Origin of the sequence: Prevotella veroralis (assembly GCF_018127765.1) — a bacterium.
GTDB lineage: Bacteria > Bacteroidota > Bacteroidia > Bacteroidales > Bacteroidaceae > Prevotella > Prevotella veroralis.
The window spans coordinates 608,361-629,655 of the sequence record NZ_CP072331.1; the positions used below are offsets into that span (position 1 = coordinate 608,361).

Consider the following 21,295-nt stretch of genomic DNA (forward strand, 5'->3'; position numbering starts at 1 on the left):
GCCAAAATATATTGATTGCAGAGATAGAAAAATATACGCAGAAACGTTCTAAAGAGGAAATGCAAAAGAGACGTATGCAATTAAAAGCTATATTGCTTAAATATTAGAGATATTACGTCAATAAGGAATAACTCAATGCGGTTCTTAAAAAGAAGTTTGGTGTTAGTTTAGTTTTCATGGGTAAGAAAGATACACCTTATGGATATATCATAGTAGACCATAAAGAAAAAGCCACCTATAAGGGTAAAGACGTATTAGGTATAAAGGATTTACTTCGCTTTAAGAAAGAGGCTGTAACTGAAGAAAATAAGGACGAAATAGCAACATTCATACATAATCTTCTGGAGGAAAACAAGAGGCAAACAATAGGTGAGCTGAATGAGAAATTATGGAGAAAATATAATGTTAATGTTTATCATGATGGTTTTGTGCGAGATAGACATTACAAGATGGTTTCACAAGTTAATGCTAAGGACTTTGAAACTCTAAGATATAATTTTAAAGTACAATGGATTCAGTCGTTTAATCCTTCAACCGAGGAAGAACGAGCTATTCTATGTAAGTTTGGGCATATTGAAGATGTAAATGACATTCTAATAAAGGAAAATAATGATGTGGATAAGATAAACTCAACAATTAACCATATCAAGAGTACCGTAGATTCAGAGGAAACAGATTCTATATACAAGGAACTTAATAGGACAAAGATAGTTATTATTAGAAAAGAAGATACTTTATACGCAATTGATATGGGAGCTTCTACTATCGTAAATCTAAATGAAACAGATATTGATATAACTAAACTTAAACAACATAGTTCTGTTGGAGTAAATGCTTCTGCTGGCATTATACCAAATCGAGGCAGTGGGCAAACGCAGATAGCGAAAGTTGAGAGCTTGTTAAACTTTAAAGATACTGGACATCATTCTAATAGAGAGTGGGAAGTTGGTGGCTCTGATAATTGGGACGATATAGATGATGAAAGAAAATTGCGTCAATAAGTTATCACCATGTGGTGATTTTTTGTTCTCTCTCTGTCGGTTTGAAGTATTTTCCTAAATTTGAATATGACAACTCCTTTTCATTAAGGAAAGAGATAGATACTGTACCATTACTTGATATACCCATAACTATTTCCATACCATTTGACTGCCACTTTGCTCTTGGAAGGGAAGCACCAGAATTGCATAAGGAGTACCATTGTGCTTTATACTTTTGAGACGTATTATTTTGCTTTTGAGAGAGTTTCTTAATTTCATATTCTTCGATTGGTTTCCCATATTTCTCAGAGAGATATATAAGCAAATCGTTTGCTTGATTTATGAGCTTATTGTGAAGGGCTACATTTGATATATCAAACACAGCACGATTTTTAGGTAAATCCATAGTAGAAAGGAAATTAGGCATATAACACATCATACTCTCCTCCGATGGGAGAGAGTTGATGGTTATAGATATCAGTTTACCATCAAGGAAGTATGACTCTCCTGTAAAGAAAATAGGAGAGTCATTACTGCTGTATTGCTCGAAATCCATTGCACGTATATCATGACAAGATGAAACATCTGTACAATCCATATCAAACTTAATACCATTAATCAATATTAAGTGTCGAGCAATTCCAATAGAGTCTGTCATGGAACACTTTTCTTTCATATTACTTGCCTGGTTATAGTGTTCTTCATAGGTCATACCTAACCTATAATATCCTAAAATCGGATATTGAGAGAGGATAGTATCTGTTTTCTGGGAATGTACAGATAAGGCAATAAATAATGAGAATACCATTAATAGACAACGCATCTTATTTATATTTATGGTTTATTAGTAATAACGGTATGATAAACATTTTATTTCCTTTAATCAATTATTTCATTTATGATATTCTTAGTCTACCTTTATATTATCATTACTTTTGTATCCTGTATAAGTAGAAATTACACATATTAGTCTGATCATGCAATATAGACAAATTAGCCCCAATAAATATAGTCTTTTCATATGCTCTTTATGTAAGTTGATATATTATATCATCATATGTCTGATGAACAATGGTGGATAAGACAGCTTCTTTTTCTTCACAAGAAGGCAATCTGAAATAATAACCACCAACAACACTTGATATTTGTTGCTCAGGAAGAGAATACCCATTGAAAACAGCTGAAATAGTAAGAATAGGCGTAATGGACATTTGGTAGGCTGAAACCTCTCGGAATTCTTTTATTTACTACCTTTGCAGCATTTGAAAACCTATGAATAAAAAAACTGTATCTTCTGTAATAGCTCAAATGTTAAAAAGAATGGGCATCAACGTTCTGTTCAGATGTATTCCTGCAAGGATTGTGGTAGACAATTTCAAGGTGGTCTGCGTATAAATAATATTTCTCTATGTAATGACTATCTGACGGCAAATCGAACGATATCTGATCTATCCACTCTTTATAAATGTTCAGAGCGAACCATACGACGTAGGTTGAGCTTAGTGGTAGATAGCTTTACTGCTACTTACCCCAAATCTGCAGTAATAATATTGGATACAACATACTTTTCCAGGACATTTGGTGTGATGCTTTTTCAGGATGCTTCATCAGGCAAAATACTCTATCGCAAGTTTGTCAAAAACGAAACTAACAGAGATTATCTTGATGGACTTTGGTATATTGCGGAACGTGGAACTATGATAAAAGCAGTGGTGTGTGATGGGCATATAGGACTTTTACAAGCTATAAGTTTCTGTCCCGTACAAATGTGTCAATTTCACCAATTTCAGATAGTTAGAAGACTCCTTACTAACAACCCACATTTGCCTGCAGGCGTTGAACTATTGGCATTAATGAGAAGGATGTTCTATATGAAAAAAGAAGAGTTTATAACCGCTTTTGATAAATGGTGTGATAAATGGAAAGAGTTCCTAAATGAACGAACTCTCCTAATCTCGGGTAAGACAACTTATACACACAGAAGACTGAGAACGGCAAGACGTTCTATTAAGACACATCTGCCATGGCTCTATACGTGCGAGCAGCATCCAGATATACAAATACCTAATACAACAAACCTGTTGGAAGGATTTAACTCACAACTTAAAAGAGCACTGCATAATCATAATGGATTGAATGAAGCTAACAAGAAGATGTTTATAGATGGATTCATAAATACAAAAAAGTAGGCTGGAATAACCAGCCTACCAAATGTCCATTACTAAAACCCGAGAGGTTTTCAGCCTACCAAATGTCCATTACGCCTAAAAATACCATTCATATGTTTGCATATTATAAGTAGGTCGTAAGAATTAATTTATACTAAGCTACATGGTTAAAATTGATTTTGATTCCAGCCCCGATTGCCGCCAAGGCTCTGTTGGTGGCATAGAACAGAGCATCTGTTGAGAGATAATCCACAGGTCTGAGCCATTTCCCCTTGAGGATGCGCCAAAGAGTCTCGGCAATATTAAGATGTGGGCTATAAGGAGGGAGAAAGAAAAGAAACAGCCCCCGCTTCTCCCATAGGGGACGAAGTTCCCGCATAAGCCTGCATCTGTGTACACTTGCGTTGTCAAGGACTACAAAGGTTCTTTTGCTGATACGGAGCGACATACGGTCAAGAAAGTCAGCGACCTTGTCTGCGGTCATGTTCTCTGTCGTAGTGAAATCCCTCATATCTGTTACTGCGGTCTATCATACCGAATATATTGAGCCGGAGACCTCTTTCAGAGGGGATGTAGACATCTTCACTGCGGAACTGCCATCCGTATGGCACATATCCATCCATGCAGATATGACTCTCATCACCATAGTAAAGGTCTATAAGACCGTCCTTTTCCTGTTGTACGAGTTCTTGCAGCTTCTCGCTCTTGTAGCCATAGAGTTGCGGCGAGAACCTCTCCTTGGGACATTTCCTTATACGCCTATATCTCGCACCAATACGATAAAAAAGCCCAGAAGGTACTTTTGCTCGGTTTATTGCCAGAAGCCTGCTGCCAGGCTTCTTTCGCTTTCTTCACACCCTGCCTGTCATTCTCGATGGCTCTGCGTACCGCATCTTCGTCAGAACTGTCCATTATCGGCCTCCGACCTCGCTCGAGACGTGTATCCAGCCCTTGAAACCTTCACACTCGAACCGTTTCCCCATGAGTTCACTGATACGTGTGTTATTTCTGTCTGAATCCCGACTTCTTTTGATATCAGACCGTTGGATTTCAACAGTATGGCACGGCAACGTATACGGAAGGAATGGCTTTTGCCACGACGGAAGCCCTCCTTCAAATGAAGACGCTCTTTGTCTGTCAGTTCTATAATCTTGATCTTTCCGATAGTTGTACTTCTTTTATATGTCAGCACAAAGGTACGCAAGAAGTATGATATAAACTAATTTTCAATATCTACTTAGTACCCCCCATGTTTGTATCTGTATGGCATTTACACTGTTACCATAGAAGAAATGCAGCGAAAAGTTTTGTTTGAGCTGCTTATAAAGGGACTCAATAGCCCATCTGCGCTTGTAAATATCCTCAAGGTTTCTTACTTCAAGTTCAAAGTTATTGGTCAGTAAGTCAACAGACTTATGTGAGTTATTACTCCACAGTTCCACTCGTCTTGCCTTATGTCTTATCTCCCCCTTCTCAAAAACAATCTTCTTGTCTGTATGTGTAACCAGTCCGTCAGGGCTTACATAGGTTACAGAGGACAGCTCCCTATAGGTAAGGTTCTTCTTCATCTTGGTAACATAGCCTACGCCCTCCTCCTTAAGTCGCTGAAAGTGTGCATAATCAACGTATGCTCTGTCCATTGTAAGGGTTGCATCCTTAGGAAGATGCTCTTCCTTAAGCAGAGACTGATCATGCGTAGTGGCAGAGGTCAGCTGTACGACCGTGGGAACACCAACATGATACTTCATCACCGTATGAACCTTCATACCACCTTTCTTCTTACCACTTTTAGGATGTCTGCCTGCACCCTTGAGGGTGTTATCAAAAAGGGTAATCGTAGTTGAATCCATTATATACAGAATCTTCTCCCACGTCTTCTGCTCACCTTTGGGCGGCTGTCCGCTAAAAGGTGTATTTTGCTCATGTTATTGAAGTTTTGTAGAGAAAACAAAAGTAATCACTTTTAACCAGCCACCCCATCTACCATTTAACTCGTCTACCCATCTACTTGTAAGCTTGTCTACCCCCTGAACGCATAAATCCCAGTCTCCTAATGGAGCTGGGATTATGTTGTTTGTTTGGAATAGTTGTTTTGTTTCTCGCTTAAGCTTCAGGCTTAACAGTCTTTGCAGCGTAAACTTCCTCTGAAAGAACAGATACTGTACTCTTATTGTACTTGCCCTTGTGGAAGTAAACAACACCGTCTGCAAGAGCATACAATGTGTCGTCCTTACCCTGTGCGACATTCTCACCTGGGTAGTGCTTATTACCACGCTGGCGCACAATGATGTTACCAGCTATGATTTTCTGACCACCCCAGATCTTAACACCTAAACGCTTTGAAGCTGATTCGCGACCGTTCTTAGAACTACCTACACCTTTTTTATGTGCCATTCTTAAGTCCTCCTTTTTAAGCGTTAATTGATTTAATTTCTACCTGAGTGAAGTGGGTACGATGACCATTCTTCTTTCTGTAGTCCTTGCGACGCTTCATCTTGAAGACAATAACCTTGTCGCCCTTTACTAGAGGAGCTACAACCTCAGCTACTACCTTTGCACCTTCTACAGTTGGTGCACCTACTGTGATAGATCCGTTATTATCTACTAACAGAACCTTGTCAAACTCAACAGCTTTACCTTCTTCCGCATCTTTGATGTGGTTTACGAAGAGCTTCTTGCCCTCCTCTGCCTTAAACTGTTGACCGTTAATTTCTACAATTGCGTACATGTTTATATTGTAAAACGGGTTTGTACCGATGGGCGGCTGAGCATCTATCCAGCACTTGTTCTGAGCCCAATACGGCATAATCGGTTGCAAAGTTAGTAATTTTCTGTATTATACGTGACAGCTCCTTATGATAAATGTTAGTTTGTTAACAATAATTAGTTGATTAATATTGCTTTGTGTTTTCGGCGTGCCAATAGTAATATTAATGACAAGTTCTGCGACTTATCATTGACGGGTGGAAGAGAGTTAAGCTCTGTTCCTGCAATATATAATTGTGGTCAGTGAGTTAGGAAGGAGGCTGTATCTTATCGACAAGAGCTATTGCCCCAGTATTAGGTATCCATGTTCAGTCTTTTAATACAGCCTATCCTTTTTATCTATTGAGCCTTTCAAAAGGCAGATCATCTAGAATGTCAAGCTGACGTTCATCATCTTGATAGATATTATCAAGTTCAAACTCACGTTCATTGTGCATCTTACGTTTTCTTTTCATAGTTGTATTCCTCCATAATTAATTAGCTTCACTGCAGGTGATGGGGTTAGTATTCTGTGATTGATAGGATTGTATCCTTTTTGTTAGCTCGTGTACAAAGATAGGTATAAAAGATGAGTAAGTTGTCAATAAACACGAAATGTTTTCGTTCAAGGCGTATATGTTGCACGAAATAGGTGTTATGTGCTTATTACTTTGCGAGTATATATTTGCTCATTCAAGTGTAATCCTTTACCTTTGTTGATGTATAACGAATGACAATTAATTAAATGAATGATAGTATGGCACGGAATGATAAAGAAATGGTATGGCATACGCTTTCTTCAAAGCAACTCATCAATCGCCCTTGGTTGAAGGCGCGTTGCGACACGGTGGAACTCCCAAATGGTAAGATTTATGATGAATATTATGTGCTCTCTTATCCGTCGTGGATCAATGTCATTGCAGAGACCGAGGAAGGCGACATTATATTAGAACGTCAGTACCGCCATGGGCTGGGTGTCGTCTCAACCGAGATTTGTGCTGGTGTGATTGAAGCAGGTGAGGAACCCTTGCACGCTGCACAACGGGAACTGGAGGAAGAGACTGGTTACACCGGTGGCGAGTGGCAAGAAATCATGACAATCGCCCCTAACCCTGGCGTGATGGATAATCTCTGCCACTGTTTCTATGCCCGTGGGGTGAAGAAGACAAGCCAGCAACATTTGGATGAAACCGAAGATATAGAGGTTTTCCTACGCACGAAAGCGGAAGTTAAGGATATGCTTGTGCAAGGAAAATTCATACAAGCACTGATGGTCGCACCGCTTTGGAAATTCTTTTCAATGTATGCTTGAGCGTGTTAATGAACACGCTACAACGTATGAATAGATAGGGTAAAAGTAATGTAATATGATAACAAAAGACAGTATAGATGCGGCTTATTGCTTCTTTCATCAGAAGTATCAAGTGTACGCATTCTCGCATAGTGAACGGCAAAAGGACGATATAGAGTATGCCATTAGTTCGTATGTTGACTCGATGAATAAGGAACTCTATGACAAACTAGCAGCCGGTAGGGAAGGGTTCTTGCTGACCCATAGCACCTTTGCATCCGATATGCAAGAGGCGATAAAATATCTTAGTAGTTTCGAGTAAATATATATATAATAAGGTGAAGAGGGTATGTGTCAACAGGCACATACCCTCTTTTTCGTTTGATTATACGTTATCTGCTTTCATTTTGTGCGCTTTTCGTATTTACGGAACACGTATGTTTTTATATTATCTAAGCGTGATAAAGTATTATCACACTTAGATAATTAATTATCACGCTTAGATAATTAGTTATCACGCTTAGATAATTAGTTATCACGCTTAGATAATTAAATAATATACGTATCAAAGCAATGCAAAACACGCATCAAAACAATGCAGAACACGTAGGAAAGTAATGCAAGACACGCAGGTAAGCAAAAGAAAAGCAGGGAAAACGAAATGCAATACGTGCGCATCTCGCTTTCCCTGCTTATGCTTTAAGCGGAGTGATAGGGGCTTTATTCCTCCATCTTCTGTAAGATCTCCTGACAGAGCATATAGCCTTTAATCATCATACGAGGGATATGGAACGGCCCTTTAAATATATTTCCTTTGGCTGGTTGGGCTACCGTACCATCACGGTGCAGGTATCCGTACCATTCTGGGTAATCCTTATCTGGGAAGTGAGCGTATGTCCACTCACTGATTCTCTGGTGCCGATAGAGGTACTCTTCATCATCCGTACCGAGGTAAGCATAGAGCGAGGCAATGATTGTCTCGCATTGCGGCCACCAGAACTTCATGTCTTGTGAATAGTCCTGTGCAGGTAAGTTGCGGCAATCGCGGAAGTTGATAATACCACCATAGAGCTTATCCCAGCCCCAATCCCACGACCAGTCGAATATGGTCAGGGCTGTGTCAAGGAGTGACTTGTCCCACTTGCGCAGCTTAGCCTCCTCCATGATGAACCATGCCGTCTCAATGCAATGACCTGGATTGATGATTCGCCCAGCATTAGTATCTATAAACTCTCCATTCATGCCAACGGTTTCAAGGAGTGCCTTAAACTCTGGGTGCATGAAGTACTGACGCAATAGTGCGATTGACTTATCTATCTGCTCGGTGAGAGTAGGGTCGTCAATTACTTCGCGAAGGCGTGAGCCAACGTTAATGAGAATCATGATAATCGAATGACTCTGCGCCTCCACACCCTTTTCATACTTGGCTGGGAGGAATCCTGGAGTAGCCAGAAAGCGTTGTGCGTCATGGAATACTTGCAATGCACGTTCGGCATAATGGCGGTCGCCCGTTGCCTTTGAGTATTCTGCAAAGGCTATAGCTGCGAAGGTCTCAGAGAATACGTAACGGCGTTTGCGTATAGGTTGACCAGTGGCAGAGACCTCGAAGTACATGTGACCATCTTGGTCGAAACAATACTTCTCAATGAAGTCGATAGCCGATTTCGACGCCTCTAACCACTCTTGATTCTTCTCTACATTGTTATAGGCAAAGGCGCAGATGAATGCCCATCGCCCTTGGAACCACACCGACTTAGTGGTATCCATCAACGAACCATCACGGTTAAGACATGTATAAATACCGCCATTCTCTTTATCCCAACCATGTTCCAACCAGAATGGCATGATGTTGTTTGTCAAGTCGTTCTTGTAGCTTTCAGCCCATGAACGCACGTATTCTTTCTTATTCATAATTTGTTTTATAGTGTCTGTTTACTTGGTCTTTAGGTGTATGTGATAGATGATATGTTCGTGAATCTCTGCCGCCTTGCATCCTTATCTACACGCACCGACAAAAGTAAAACTTATTTGTTAATCTCCCAAACAATTGCTGATAAAGTTTATTATTACGGCTTTATAAGGCGTAGGTGTACGAAGGGAGCGAGCGTGTGTGGCGGGAGGTTATTAAGAATATGACGCCATATCAGAACGATATGACGTCATTTTCCTTTAGTGTGTACCTGTTTGTGAATTAGATACTACGAGTGTGCAATAGACTTACACCTTATTTTATCTCATCATAAGCACGGAGGGCTTGCATGAAGCGATTGTTTACATCCTCAAATGAGTATAAACCATCTGCATTCTGCGTGAGCCCTTTCAACTTTAGGGAATATACCTGTGGCGCATGCTGAAGGTCGAGTAGGGACATCTGTTTCAACTGATCCGTACTCTGGTAAACAAGGTTTACGGCAACGTAAGTCTTACCTGCGTTATCCACCCACTTCTCGAATACTAACTTAGAACCGATAGGTGTCTTCTTCTCTATGGAGTTAGGGAGTGAATACTCTTCTACGCCTAATGCAGCATCAACGCTGGCTATGTTTGAGTCGTGACCACATAGGAAGGTGAACTTACGAGAGTCTGTATTCAACTCGTCAGACATGTATTGCAGCAATGGATGTGCTACGTTCACTGCCACGATTGGAGCGGTGAAAAGCACGTCGCCATATACGTCTTTTATCTTCGCAATCTTCGTCCATTCGTCAAGAGATAGCTTATGACCAAAGGCTGCTTTCATGGCATCTGGCTCCTCATAATACTGCAGGATGAAAGCGTCAGAGGCTGAGTTGGCAGTCTTCAATGAGCCTTTCATGCCTGGTTCTTGGTTGAGTTCGAAGATAATCTTGGTATCGTTATCAACGAAGTCCTTTATCTCGCCCTTCTTATAAGCATCGCTTTCTTTCATATCGAGTACCTTTGAGATAATCGCATAAGAATCCTTCAAGCCCTTGTTGATACCAACGAGTCCATCCTTACCGCCCATCTCATTGATTTGCTTCATAGCCTCCGTGCGGAACGCCTCACTGTCCTTTGTAATGCGAGGGAAGAAGATTGGATCCATTTTAGACGGCACATAGCGATGGTTTATGCGCAAGTTAGCAACAGGCATAAAGCCACTTGAGAAGTATTGAGCCGTCGCAATGCACCGCTGCATAGAGTTTGCATAGAGGTTCACCTCGTCTATGTTGGGCACATAGTTATCCTTGAACAAGCCCTCATCGATGGTCCATTTACGGAAGAACTGCCCCATCTCGGTCTCTAACACACCTCCACGCAGGGTCAGTTCGCTACCCGCAGCCGACCAGTTAGTCCACTGGTGAGGGGTCATCTTACCCAATGTTGAGCCATTGGCAGATATTGGAGAGCGGATGTTGTGACGTGATAGAATGACCAACTCCTTTAGTTTGTACTTCGCTTTAAACGCCTCGGAGCGTTGGAGCTGTGCGAAGGTCAGTGACGGACAAAGGATTGTCAACGCCACGAGCATAAGGATAGAACGAATCTTTTTCATTGTTATTTGTTTTTAGGTTAAGGGTTGCGTGTGGACTACGTTTAGCGTAAAAGGGGCAGACGTGTTCGGTCGTCTAACCCCCTTTTTACTCTTTCCTTTAAAGTCCGATAGCGTCCCTATAAGTTGTAAACGATTGGTTCAAAGAATATATTTAGCCTTAGAACTTAATCTGCAAACGTGTCTCAAGGATGGAGAACGTATTGTTCTTAAAGGCTGCGTTATCGGTCGCACGGGTGATAGAACCACGTACACGCCAGATCATATACTTGTTGAGATAGTAGTTGAAGGTTAATGACCAATCACTCACCTTACCGCCATGTATGCCTGCATCCTTATCACTTAACGTTGAATAGTTATAGGCAGCAACGAGTTCCAAAGAGCCTGGATCAGGTGTTGCGATACCTGCATCTGTTCTGGTGTAAGTATATCCTTGACCATTGAGCAAGTAGCGAACATTGCCGTAAGCACCCCATGCGCTGTAGTTGGGTAGGGCGTTTTTACGCTTGATACCAACGTAGAAGTATTGTGCTTCAAAGCCTAAGTTACCGCATGCAACATTCAGTTCTGGAGAGAACTTCCATAATGCCTTTGCGTTCGTGATAGTAGCTTCTTGTGCGCTGACATTGGCTATACGCGTTGGGAATGGGGCTCTCAAGGTGTAAGAACTATGGCTGTTTGCGGGGTTCTTACTATATCTTGGCGACTCATAAGCACCACTGATACCAATGTGGAAGATCTTGCCACGCTCAGTGAGGGGGCGCCACACCAAACGAGTCATAGCTCCCCACGCCTCATTACCGAGCTTATCTGTCGACATCTTCATCGCATCGTTTTCTGCAAAGAGAGATGCTGTGGCGTGGAACTTCTCACCTGCATGGAGGAACATAGCACCAAGCAAACGACTATTGAAGAATGCCTGATTAGCCAAAGGCTCCTCCATTGAGATCTTGAAACTTGATGAGGTGCCACTCTGGAGACCGTATTGATGTACGAAGTAACCCATGCGCACCAAGTTCTCCTTATCGAAGTTATAATCAATGTTGATGTCCTTTAAGGATACAGACTGTCGTGCATAACCAACGTCAACCTTAGCTTTCCACTTGCCATAAGTAGCACTCAAACCAGCGCGAACATCAGGGATTGCGACTCCATCGTTCAACTTGTCATCAACAGTGGGGTCTGATGAGTGCATGACTCCAGCGTCCATCAAGATACGACCGGATGGCTTTATGACTAACTTTGGCGCGTCTTCTTGAGCGAAAGTGTGTGTGCAGACCATTAGTCCACAGGCTGCAATAAGAATTATTCTCTTCATTGTCTTTAATATTATTAGGTTGTTTGTGTTGTTGTTATCCTCGGTTTAGTTGGCTGCTTTGAAGGTACTCTTAGCTACCTTCCCATCCTTTTGTAGCTTCGCAAACTCCTTCTTTGCCTTTGCTAACTGTGCTTGAAAAGCTGGGTCGGCATGCAAACGTGCCACGATGGCTGCGCTGATTATGCGTGCAGCATCCACGTCGCTCTGCCAGTGGTAACCACAGATAACACGGCTCTGTCCCATCTGGTAGCCACGTTCTAATATCTCATTTTGTCGGTCGACATTGATTTCTGCCAATACAAGTGCCGTTGCCCAGCCAATAGCGGTGTGACCAGAAGGGTAAGAACCATTGGTGGATAGCTCCTGTTGCTGCTCTGGGTTGCAGGTCATCTCCTTGTAGAATGCAAACGGACGAACGCGCATGTAGTGGTTTTTAGCACCGCGAGTGGCTAAGTCACCAGCGTCTTCACGCATATTCAGAACGAGTTTGTAAATCTCAGGAGTAGTCTCCTTGCTTATCTTAATACCGAATGCATCAGAGAAAGCATTAGGCACTCCGTCACCGCCAACACGTGCATCTGCAGCTGCTTGATCGCCTCTTGGTGTGTCACGTTGCATCTTTCCCCATTGGTATCGAGCCTGATCATATAAGAACTGAATGCTTCCCGGCTGTGGAGGAGCAGGCAGCAAGTCAAGCGAACTGGCCTGTTGACCGTCCTGAAGGAAGTAGAGGTCGGGTTTAGTACGTGCATCTTTAATCTTAGTAGATGCAGTCTGTGCGAACGTTGACAACGATAACATTGCAACGAAACCAACTATGAGAGCTTTCTTTGTCATTTGGTTTTTAATTTAAAAGGTTCATTAATAAGATTGAATCATATTGTTTTTGCAAAGATAGGTGGAAAGATGTTATAAAAGAAGTTGCATTGTCTTATTTCCATAAAATAAGTCAATGCAACTATTATAAGTGCTTGTTTTATAAGCTGTTAATCTATTCGGACAATTTCAAAATATAGTGTACTATACTTGAAGGATGTGCTTTGCAATAGTCAATTAATGCCTTTCTATTGTCCCCAATCTTGCTGTGATAAAGCCTACTAACAACTGGATTGAGGTTACCATATATACCTAACATACCCGGAAGGAGCGTTCGCTTCACCTTAGGAATTGCGAGTAAGAGAATGAGCACACGTACTTGCTGACTGTTAGCAGAGGTGAAGTGGAAGAGATCTTCACACACGCTTTCATCTGTCTTCATCATACTATCGAAGAAGAAAGCAGATAGAGCTTTAATGCGATCAGTGATGTCTCGCGTTGCAGAGTCTATATCGGCAAAGAGCTTCGAATCGAACTTCTTCATTCGTCTTGACTCATTCTCATGCACAATGTTGTCATGTACTGTAATGTAGTGTTGCATGAGTCGTTGCAGAGCCTTCAGCTGTTTCACCTGTGCAATGCGATAGTCTATGATCTGCAATGTGCGTAACACTTCTATTCTGTCACGTACCGTCAGCTCGTCCTTGATAGTCTTCAGTTCTGTTATCAGAGCCTTTGTCACATGCTGATAGTCCTCTTCTCGCTCCAAGTAAGCAATGTTCTGGTCAATATACTGTTGGATAATAAATAGTCCTTCAGTACTGAAGATGCGTTCATACTGCGCTTTGATTGCTGCGAAATCATCGTGGACTTCAGCAATAGGAACCTGTTGGTATCGCTCGGAGATACGGCTTATTTCCTCCTTCATACCATCGTTCAAGCCTTTGAGAATAAGTGTTCCTTCAGTCGACCTACGTAGTTCGTGCAGTTGTTCCTCCAGGTCTTCTATCTCTCTAAGCCACGTTTCGTTCTTCTCACACTGTCGTATGATTATCTCAATATCGTTAGATAGTCTTGCCTCCTCGGAAGCCTTTAGAACGATATTACTTTCATATATATTCACCACTTGAATACGCTTGATTTGATCGTTCAAGTACTTCATCATGTACAGTGCCGTGTCCTGATTAATGCGCGAGATGCGTGCTGATACCGATGAAAACTGTCGACTGGCTGCCTTCAAGTCTTGCGAATCATTCCCTATCTGTTCAATCTCTTGATAGATGTTGTCAATGTCCTTCTGTTCCCCATCTGATAATCTGTTTCGGATGGAGGTAAGGGTAGACAGGCGGCGATGGAGGTCGTCTTTCCCCAATTGGAGTTGCATTTTCTCCGCTCGTTTCTGCTTGATATAAACGAAGATAATCATACCAATAACGACGAGTACAGCCAACAGAACGAGCAGAACCAAGCGTGGATTGGGCACCTTAGCATTGAAAGTAACCCATTGTGCAGACGTCTCTTTCCCTACTTGAAGAGCCATCACGCCGAGGTCGGAACCTATATATAACGACTGACCCTGTACGAATCCAGCCTGCGCATTGAAGTGTATATCGTTGTAGAACGTACCACAGTCCACCAGTTTCTGCCCTTGTCTGATGGCATACTTATGTATTCCTGCCTCAGAGATGGTATAAAGGATGCTGTCATTGATGCAGTACATTCGGGTACAACCATCCGTTTGGAGCGAGTCAGAACCCAGTATTTCCAGTTGGTGATTAGTAAGGAGTGTGATGCGATTCGGGCGTTTGCTACACGTGATTATGCCATTGATAAAACTCTTATTCGTGGTGTTCTTGATGGGACTAAACGCTTCGCCATTGCCCACAAAGACGCCATGATTCAAGGTAGTGATGTATATTTTGTCGCCAGCTGGCGATGGTTGATAAAAAGAAGTGATGTATTTTCCATTCATCGACTTTACTGTGTCGACCTTACCCGTTTCCATATCAATAGCGAGCAGATAGTCTTGTACACCCAACAAAACCTTTCTCTTTGTTGGTTGCAGTGCCATAGCTGTGATGCGCGTCTTGGTTTGCATTAACACTTTCGGGCGTGCGAAGACTTGGTTGAGGAGATAGTTTTTATCTGCCGTAAGCCTACATAGCTGGTTACTCACATTGCGGTAATAGACATCATCACCAAAGGCTTGCATTTCCATAGGCTGCTCGCCCTCCTTAAAGTCGTATATCTTCGTAGCCTCTTTCTCGTTCCCTTGTTGGCGGAAGAGCTCCCGTTTATCATTAAGATACAGGCGTTTGTCGCCCGTCTTACATGCTACTGCGATAGAGGCATTGGCTGTGAAGATGCCAAGATGATGTGGAATGCGCCATACCTCACTCTTTCCTAAGAGCACGGAAAACCCTTTACCATCATTGGGGATTGCCATTTCGTGCGCATTTGTGGGTATTTCGTGGTGGAGTGGGGCACTGATAAACCGCTTGAGATCGTCGGAAAGCAGAACACTTGACGATGTGATGAAGTAATAGATGCGTCCTACTTTATAGAAAGAAAGCACTGCTTGCGGTATAGCGTGTTGCTCCTCGTGCTGACCATCAAGCCTTTCAACCAAGAGTTTACCATTCGCAAGCGCATAAAGGCGATTATCGTACACCTCAAGATGGCGTATATATTCACCTTGATGGCGCACTTTCACCTTATTATTATATAGGTCTAAGGCTGCAATTCCAGCTTGCGTTGCCGCAAAAAGCCACCTGCCTCCAGCGTGCGACAGATTATTTACAACGAAAGGCGTTACCCCTTGTTCCGTCTTCTTACTACTTTTTGGATAGATGGGAGTCAACTCCTTTGTTGTGCTTGAAGCTGTGGTGGAGTAGAGCCCTTGCGAGGTTGCGAGATAGATAGTGCCTTTTACTTGTTCAATATCGTATGGTGAATATTCGTCTCCCTTGTTCGGAAGAGTGAAGGTAGCCTGATGGACCAACGAATCTTGGGCTATGTTCCATAGTTGCAAACCCGCATTTCGAGCTGCAATCCATATCTGGTTAGTGTTTTGAGGATTGCGTTCAATATCGTATATACGGTCTAAGCCAGTGTAATAACACGTCTTGTCCTGTCCTTTCACATGCCACACTATTCCCGTCTCAGCCCCTATCCAGTAGCCGTCGCGGTCAACTGATAGCATTGAGAGAGAGCCATCGTAATGGTATTCTTGCTCTGATAATGAGCGTGTAGTGGTTGCTTCTTCACAACCAGTAACGGCAATTAGGAACAATGAACAGAGCCATGTCATCAGTACATGACCCCGTTTAGTATAGTTATCGTTTGTCGTCATTATTCTAAACTTTGCCCACAAAGATACTTATTTCTATCTTTATATCCACCAGTTTGGGCTTTTCTTTAATTCAAAATTCAAAGTTCACAATTCAAAATTATGATTAGTTCTGTTGTTGAAAAGCATCAATAAATTCTTTGCTGGGACATTTTTAACACGGAATACACAGATGGCACGAAGCCTGAAGGCGACACAGAGTTCCTAAAGGAACATGGGAATCCACAGAAGCAGACGCCCAAGTGCAATTCAAAATTCATAATTCACAATTTAAAATTGTGATTAGGTAGAGTTGACGAGTTGGGAGTTGACGAGTAAACAAGTTATTAGCTCTATTTGAAAAATAGGGAATCTGTAGGGACAGACGCCCTCGTCTGTCCGCCAGAACACAACCAGCGAAAGCCTCTCCAAGCCCCTCAAAAGGAGAAGATGTTGCCTGACGGGATGACACATAGGGGTAAATGGGCGGACAGACGAGGGCGTCTGTCCCTACAGGTTAGTATTATCATTAATTAAAGGAACGCCCTTCTCAATTTGAAGAGGGCGTTTCCTTGCAATGAAGAGGGCGTCTCTTCGATGTGAAGAAACGCCCTCTTTGTTTGCTAATAGTAGTATTTACTCCCCTCTCCATTCGGAGAGGGGCTGGGGGTGAGGCTCTAATTTTGAATTAAACAAGGGCTACACTTTTGGTGGATTCTTACGTTCCTGCTCTGTTAAGAAGCCCGAACGATAAGCGTAAAGAAGCTCTTTGAGCGCTTCAATCTGTAGCTTTAGTTCTGTTCCTTTATCCGTATCTTGTACACGAAGACGGTGTTGATTCATCTCTACAATTTGTATGGTAGAAACGATGTCAGTACCTCGCTTAATAGCATCCTCCGTTGAGGTGAATGGCTCGTGTTGTACAAGTTGGAAGCCACGAGAGTGATAGACGAGAGTGTAACCAGCAATACCAGTCTCCTTATGATAGGCTTGTGAGAATCCACCATCAATCACCATCAACTTACCGTTAGCCTTGATTGGGTTCTCACCCTTCACTACGTGTACCGGAACATGCCCATTGATGATATGGCGGTTAGGCTTGGGTACGTCGAACTCGTCCATTATCATATCCGCAATCTGCTCATTATCACGCATGCTGAAGTAATATCCCTTCTCCTCGTGATGAGTCTCTTTTTCGGTTAAGAAGTAGCGTTCGAAGGTTGCCATCTTTGACTTATCGAAGAGCGGACTATCAGGTCCACACCACAAGTAAAGGAAGTAGTCGATTGCATCTTGTCGCTCGGTCTCGGTCTGCAATTCATTATTCTGTTGGAAAGCAGTACGTATCTTCATACCGATCTGATAGAGCAGTTCCTTTCCTTTTAACTTCTCTCCGGGAGCGATTTCAACCTCTTTTAGCTTCCCATCAGCCGTCAATGGGATTGAAGCATGATAGAGAAGATTGTGGTTAACGATATTGTACATGCACCCATGACGCAGTAGGGAGCGAATGTGCGAACGTAGCTTCTCACTGCCAGTAAATGAATGGTGAAGACGTTCAATGAGGGCTTGCTCTGCCTCTGTCAACTGGTCGGGATGTTTCGGATCGATGGTTGGGAAATTGCAAGAACGCATCTTATATTCATTGCCATCAACGATGATAGTACCCTTTTTATAGTCTATCACATCAAGAAGACATCGATCATTCATCTTCCAAAGTGGATGCTTCTTGATCAGTTGAGACTCCAGTTTAAACTGGAGAACGCTGATGGCTTTGTGCATTTGAGCCATCAAGGTCATGTTTCGTTCATCGAGTGGATTGTCCTTAGAAACCTTTGGTTTGAACTCGACACAAGGGTCTTCTCCATAGATGTCCATCGCAAAGGTGGCCAACTGGATGAGGTTAATTCCATAGCCATCTTCGATAGTTGCCATGTTTGCATATCGTAAGGCAATACGGATAACATTGCATATACAGGCATCGTTACCAGCGCATGCTCCCATCCAAAGGATGTCATGGTTGCCCCAAGTAATGTCCCATGTGTGGTAGCGTTTGAGCGTATCCATGACGATATGAGCACCTGGTCCACGGTCGTAAACATCCCCTAAGATGTGCAACTGATCGATGACCAAGCGTTGAATTACCTCACAGATGGCTATGATGAAGTCGTCAGCACGACCAGTTGTGACAATCGTGTGGATGATAGCACTTACATAGTCGGACTTGTCTTTATCGTCCGAGTGCTCGTGAAGAAGCTCTTGGATGATATAAGAAAAGTCCGTTGGCAATGCTTTCCGAACCTTAGAACGAGTGTACTTACTCGATACATCGCGACACACCTCTACGAGCCTATAGATCGTAATATGGTACCAATCGGAGATGTCCCGCTCGGTCTGCTTGACCAGTTCTAACTTCTGTTCTGGATAATAGATAAGCGTGCAGAGCTCTCGTTTCTCGGCGTTCCTTAGGGTGTCACCGAACAACTCGTTGACCTTTCTCTTTATATTACCTGATGCGTTCTTCAGTACGTGTTGGAAGGCTTGATACTCGCCATGTATATCCGCAAGGAAGTGCTCTGTACCCTTCGGGAGATGTGCGATTGCCTCCAAGTTGATTATCTCCGTTGATGCGTCTGCAATAGTAGGGAAGGACTTAGAAAGCAGTTGTAAGTAACGCTCGTCTTGCTTTAGATCATACTGTTTAAGTGTCATGTGAATGTCTCCTTTCTATTAGTTATGGTGGTTATGAGGCTCTTTTGAGTGATAACCGCTATTAATATCTATGTTTAAAGTTTCTTTTTATGATGGCTTTCGTCCCATTATCTGCAAGTGGAGGAAAGGGTGTGAAGCCTTCTTCTAAGTGTAAGTAATCTATTAATAGTTGGATGATACGACGGGAGAAACGGTAGAGGCGCATGTGACGCAATACCTCTGCAAGGCGGTCTTCATCGTAGTCATTATATTTAATCATCGTGTATAAGTCTGCCAAATGACGCATGGATAGGGTTCGTTTCACGTCTAATTGATGTGCATTAGCTAACATAATTGCGATGGTTCTAACAATAGTTTCGTCACGATTCGTATTATCGTTCAGTCGTTGCCGAGTAAGTGGTTTAGTTCCAGTAATCTTCTTCTGGTTAAGAGGTTGGCTCTCTTTAGGAAGAATAAGGGCAAAACGTTGGATAGTGGAGGTATCTATGTCGGGTACATTAAGCTGTAGTTTGCTAATCGCATCATCGATGATCTCTCTTATATCCTCATCATCGGCATAGAGCAAGATACGCCTCCATTGTGCTGGATTTAGGCTTCTTACATTCAAGAGCTGGTCGCTTGACAGAAGGTTATGAGTGGTTTCCTGTGCCAATCCAACGTGTAATAAGCTGTGTACGGCATCGCTTTCCATGGTGGACATTGCCAACTGGTAACGCGTATCTAACACCTTATTATAATATAGGAGAGTCTGCTGTGCCATCTCATTAGCCGATAGATTGCTATTCAAAAGACTGTTTGGAACAACGTCAACACGCTTCTGCCAACCAAGACGGAGTATCATTTGGCGTTCCTTCTCGTTGGTTACAAGCATTGCATCTACGTGTTGCACCGTCTTTTGTTGATACATTACCTGCTTTATAAACTTGCGTATTCTCTGTTCGTTAGAACGTATAGGCTCGTTCAGTCCCCAGTGTGTAGAAAGGACGACTGCATAGCCCTTCTGCACTGCCCATTGCGTCCGTTTAGCAGCTTGATAATCCCAACAAGCGTGTATGTGGATTATGTCGGGCTTCTCTTTCTCGACTATTCTTTGGAGGTTATCAGTGCTTGTTAAGATCTTAACCTCCGCATATTCCTTTTGCTCGGAAGTGAGTTGTAGGATATAATCGGATAGTAAATTGCCTGCTTTTAGGCTGTTTATGTAATGGAGGATACGCATTTATAGTTTGTGAGAGATGAAGTCATACTTATTAGCGCGGCGGTATTTGAACTTATAACCGAGCCTTTTCCAAGCGATAGCAAGCTCGTATGGGATTACTTTCCACGCCGATATTTCAATATCGAAGCGGTTGAGTGCTCGCTTACCAATCACCATTCGGAGTACTAAAGTGAGCAGAATACCGAGTGCGGAGGCTGCTGTTATGATCCAGTTGTGGGTAAGGAGTGATACAACAAGAGTTGCAAACTGTAAGAGGTAATTGCCATGTAGTGCCAACTGGTCGATGACGGGTAAGCAACGATGCCGTCCCGAACCTCGCAGGTGTTGGCGGTTCTCCATATAAAAGAGGTGTTTGCTTAACCATACCTTATCGGTTGGAACTTCCTCAATCAATGTACCTTCTGGGGTAGACTCAAAGGCTAAGTTGTCATCATGGGCATATTTATTCACCATGAAATCAAACTCACCACGAAGATACTTAAGGTTCCCTCGGAACCCTTCCTGCCGTAAGAATACATCCTTGCGGAACACTAATGCGTTAAAAGGACAGCGGTAGGCGTGGTCGTGCTGATACTCTCGCATGATGTAACGAGCCTCATAGTAACGTTCAAAGATACGGTAGTCTGGTGTGCCATCTTCATATCGGGTGTACCCGACAACAAGCTCTCTTCCCTTCATACAGTGCTGTGCCAGAGATTGTAACCATCGGTCACTTTGAGGATAACTACATATATCCGCCATTACAACCCAAGGGTATTTTGCGGCCTTAACACCCAACGTTATGGCAAGTTTCTTTCGACTCATATAACGTGAGGAATCAGGTATAAAGGTTGTATAAAGGCGTTTATTATCAGCGAATCGTTTGAGTACATCGCTCGTTTCATGGTCTCCCTGAGGCATGACAACGATAACTTGAAAGTCGCTGTCATACGATTGGTTGAAGTAGAGGGGGAGGTATTTCTCCAGTTCACTGGCGTTGTCGTGTGGTGTAAACACAATCGACACGGGAGGCAAACTGATGTTCTCAACAGCAGTCTGAGTCGATGATGACCCCTCATCTTCGTCCTCTTCTTCTGGTGTGGTAGGCTCCATTGAAGCCACACTCGTGCGTATCTTCCTAAAGAAAGGATTAATCAGAGATGTCAATAAAGCCATCACCAGCAATACAGCTGATAAGCTGATAGTTGTATTATCAATGGTAAACATT

At 42.6% G+C, this 21,295-nt stretch carries 20 protein-coding genes and 1 pseudogene; 6 read left to right on the plus strand and 15 right to left on the minus strand.

The genetic code is table 11. The features are described from left to right. Window positions 1-176: 176 nt before the first annotated feature. The gene (locus tag J5A55_RS10640) at window positions 177-1,001 is read left to right on the plus strand and encodes a hypothetical protein (protein WP_004381908.1); all 825 of its coding nucleotides are present in this window, start codon (window positions 177-179) and stop codon (window positions 999-1,001) included. Between the two features lie 4 nt (window positions 1,002-1,005). On the opposite strand, the gene J5A55_RS10645 is transcribed toward J5A55_RS10640, so the two are convergent. Further along, entirely contained in the window at window positions 1,006-1,656 is a 651-nt protein-coding gene (locus J5A55_RS10645) for a hypothetical protein (protein ID WP_234396041.1), read from the minus strand. Between the two features lie 613 nt (window positions 1,657-2,269). Here J5A55_RS10645 and J5A55_RS12605 point away from each other — a divergent pair. Continuing rightward, window positions 2,270-2,317 (plus strand): annotated as a pseudogene (locus J5A55_RS12605) (hypothetical protein); the annotation flags it as partial. Between the two features lie 6 nt (window positions 2,318-2,323). Beyond that, window positions 2,324-3,169, plus strand: a complete 846-nt coding sequence (locus J5A55_RS10650; protein WP_039851358.1) for an IS256 family transposase, variant Zn-binding type — start codon at window positions 2,324-2,326, stop codon at window positions 3,167-3,169. Window positions 3,170-3,302: 133 nt separating this feature from the next. Here the strand turns inward: J5A55_RS10650 and J5A55_RS10655 are convergent, their stop codons facing one another. The 6 genes from J5A55_RS10655 to rplU form a co-directional block, all read right to left on the minus strand. Next, entirely contained in the window at window positions 3,303-3,659 is a 357-nt protein-coding gene (locus J5A55_RS10655; protein WP_004381903.1) for a transposase, read from the minus strand. A gap of 248 nt (window positions 3,660-3,907) precedes the next feature. Then, window positions 3,908-4,060, minus strand: a complete 153-nt coding sequence (locus tag J5A55_RS12420) for a hypothetical protein (RefSeq protein WP_234396040.1) — start codon at window positions 4,058-4,060, stop codon at window positions 3,908-3,910. Next, on the minus strand, window positions 4,047-4,340 hold the full coding sequence (locus J5A55_RS12425; protein WP_234396039.1) for a hypothetical protein: 294 nt from the start codon (window positions 4,338-4,340) through the stop codon (window positions 4,047-4,049). The genes J5A55_RS12420 and J5A55_RS12425 overlap by 14 nt, the downstream gene beginning before the upstream one ends. Before the next feature lie 34 nt (window positions 4,341-4,374). Further along, on the minus strand, window positions 4,375-5,010 hold the full coding sequence (locus J5A55_RS10665) for an IS4 family transposase (RefSeq protein ID WP_346266985.1): 636 nt from the start codon (window positions 5,008-5,010) through the stop codon (window positions 4,375-4,377). Between the two features lie 241 nt (window positions 5,011-5,251). After that, window positions 5,252-5,542 carry a 50S ribosomal protein L27 gene (gene rpmA / locus J5A55_RS10670; protein WP_004381900.1) on the minus strand — a complete coding sequence of 97 codons (291 nt, stop codon included), beginning with the start codon at window positions 5,540-5,542 and terminating at the stop codon, window positions 5,252-5,254. Window positions 5,543-5,558: 16 nt separating this feature from the next. Continuing rightward, a complete protein-coding gene (gene rplU, locus J5A55_RS10675; RefSeq protein WP_009434990.1) occupies window positions 5,559-5,876 on the minus strand; it encodes a 50S ribosomal protein L21 in 318 nt (105 codons plus the stop codon). Between the two features lie 762 nt (window positions 5,877-6,638). Here rplU and J5A55_RS10680 point away from each other — a divergent pair. Next, entirely contained in the window at window positions 6,639-7,205 is a 567-nt protein-coding gene (locus J5A55_RS10680; RefSeq protein ID WP_004381895.1) for an NUDIX hydrolase, read from the plus strand. Between the two features lie 55 nt (window positions 7,206-7,260). Further along, window positions 7,261-7,506, plus strand: coding sequence for a hypothetical protein (locus J5A55_RS10685; RefSeq protein ID WP_004381894.1), 246 nt, complete (start codon window positions 7,261-7,263; stop codon window positions 7,504-7,506). Window positions 7,507-7,904: 398 nt separating this feature from the next. Here the strand turns inward: J5A55_RS10685 and J5A55_RS10690 are convergent, their stop codons facing one another. The 5 genes from J5A55_RS10690 to J5A55_RS10710 all read right to left on the minus strand — a co-directional run bounded on the left by J5A55_RS10690 (window position 7,905) and on the right by J5A55_RS10710 (window position 16,181). Then, the gene (locus tag J5A55_RS10690; RefSeq protein WP_004381893.1) at window positions 7,905-9,095 is read right to left on the minus strand and encodes an AGE family epimerase/isomerase; all 1,191 of its coding nucleotides are present in this window, start codon (window positions 9,093-9,095) and stop codon (window positions 7,905-7,907) included. Window positions 9,096-9,408: 313 nt separating this feature from the next. Further along, window positions 9,409-10,698 (minus strand): histidine-type phosphatase, encoded by a 1,290-nt coding sequence (locus tag J5A55_RS10695; protein ID WP_004381892.1) that lies wholly within the window; start codon window positions 10,696-10,698, stop codon window positions 9,409-9,411. A 157-nt stretch (window positions 10,699-10,855) separates the two neighbouring features. Next, complete coding sequence (locus tag J5A55_RS10700) at window positions 10,856-12,013, minus strand: OprO/OprP family phosphate-selective porin (protein ID WP_004381891.1); 1,158 nt, start codon at window positions 12,011-12,013, stop codon at window positions 10,856-10,858. 45 nt (window positions 12,014-12,058) lie between these two features. Further along, the gene (locus J5A55_RS10705; RefSeq protein ID WP_004381888.1) at window positions 12,059-12,850 is read right to left on the minus strand and encodes an acid phosphatase; all 792 of its coding nucleotides are present in this window, start codon (window positions 12,848-12,850) and stop codon (window positions 12,059-12,061) included. Between the two features lie 154 nt (window positions 12,851-13,004). Next, window positions 13,005-16,181 (minus strand): hypothetical protein, encoded by a 3,177-nt coding sequence (locus J5A55_RS10710; protein WP_004381886.1) that lies wholly within the window; start codon window positions 16,179-16,181, stop codon window positions 13,005-13,007. A 333-nt stretch (window positions 16,182-16,514) separates the two neighbouring features. Here J5A55_RS10710 and J5A55_RS10715 point away from each other — a divergent pair, with 333 nt between their 5' ends. After that, the gene (locus tag J5A55_RS10715; RefSeq protein WP_004381884.1) at window positions 16,515-16,694 is read left to right on the plus strand and encodes a hypothetical protein; all 180 of its coding nucleotides are present in this window, start codon (window positions 16,515-16,517) and stop codon (window positions 16,692-16,694) included. 162 nt (window positions 16,695-16,856) lie between these two features. On the opposite strand, the gene J5A55_RS10720 is transcribed toward J5A55_RS10715, so the two are convergent. The 3 genes from J5A55_RS10720 to J5A55_RS10730 form a co-directional block, all read right to left on the minus strand. Further along, window positions 16,857-18,869 carry a fructose-bisphosphatase class III gene (locus J5A55_RS10720; RefSeq protein WP_004381883.1) on the minus strand — a complete coding sequence of 671 codons (2,013 nt, stop codon included), beginning with the start codon at window positions 18,867-18,869 and terminating at the stop codon, window positions 16,857-16,859. A 61-nt stretch (window positions 18,870-18,930) separates the two neighbouring features. Beyond that, window positions 18,931-20,088 carry a glycosyltransferase gene (locus tag J5A55_RS10725; protein WP_004381882.1) on the minus strand — a complete coding sequence of 386 codons (1,158 nt, stop codon included), beginning with the start codon at window positions 20,086-20,088 and terminating at the stop codon, window positions 18,931-18,933. Next, window positions 20,089-21,294 (minus strand): glycosyltransferase family protein, encoded by a 1,206-nt coding sequence (locus J5A55_RS10730; protein ID WP_004381881.1) that lies wholly within the window; start codon window positions 21,292-21,294, stop codon window positions 20,089-20,091. Between the last annotated feature and the right edge of the window lies 1 nt (window position 21,295).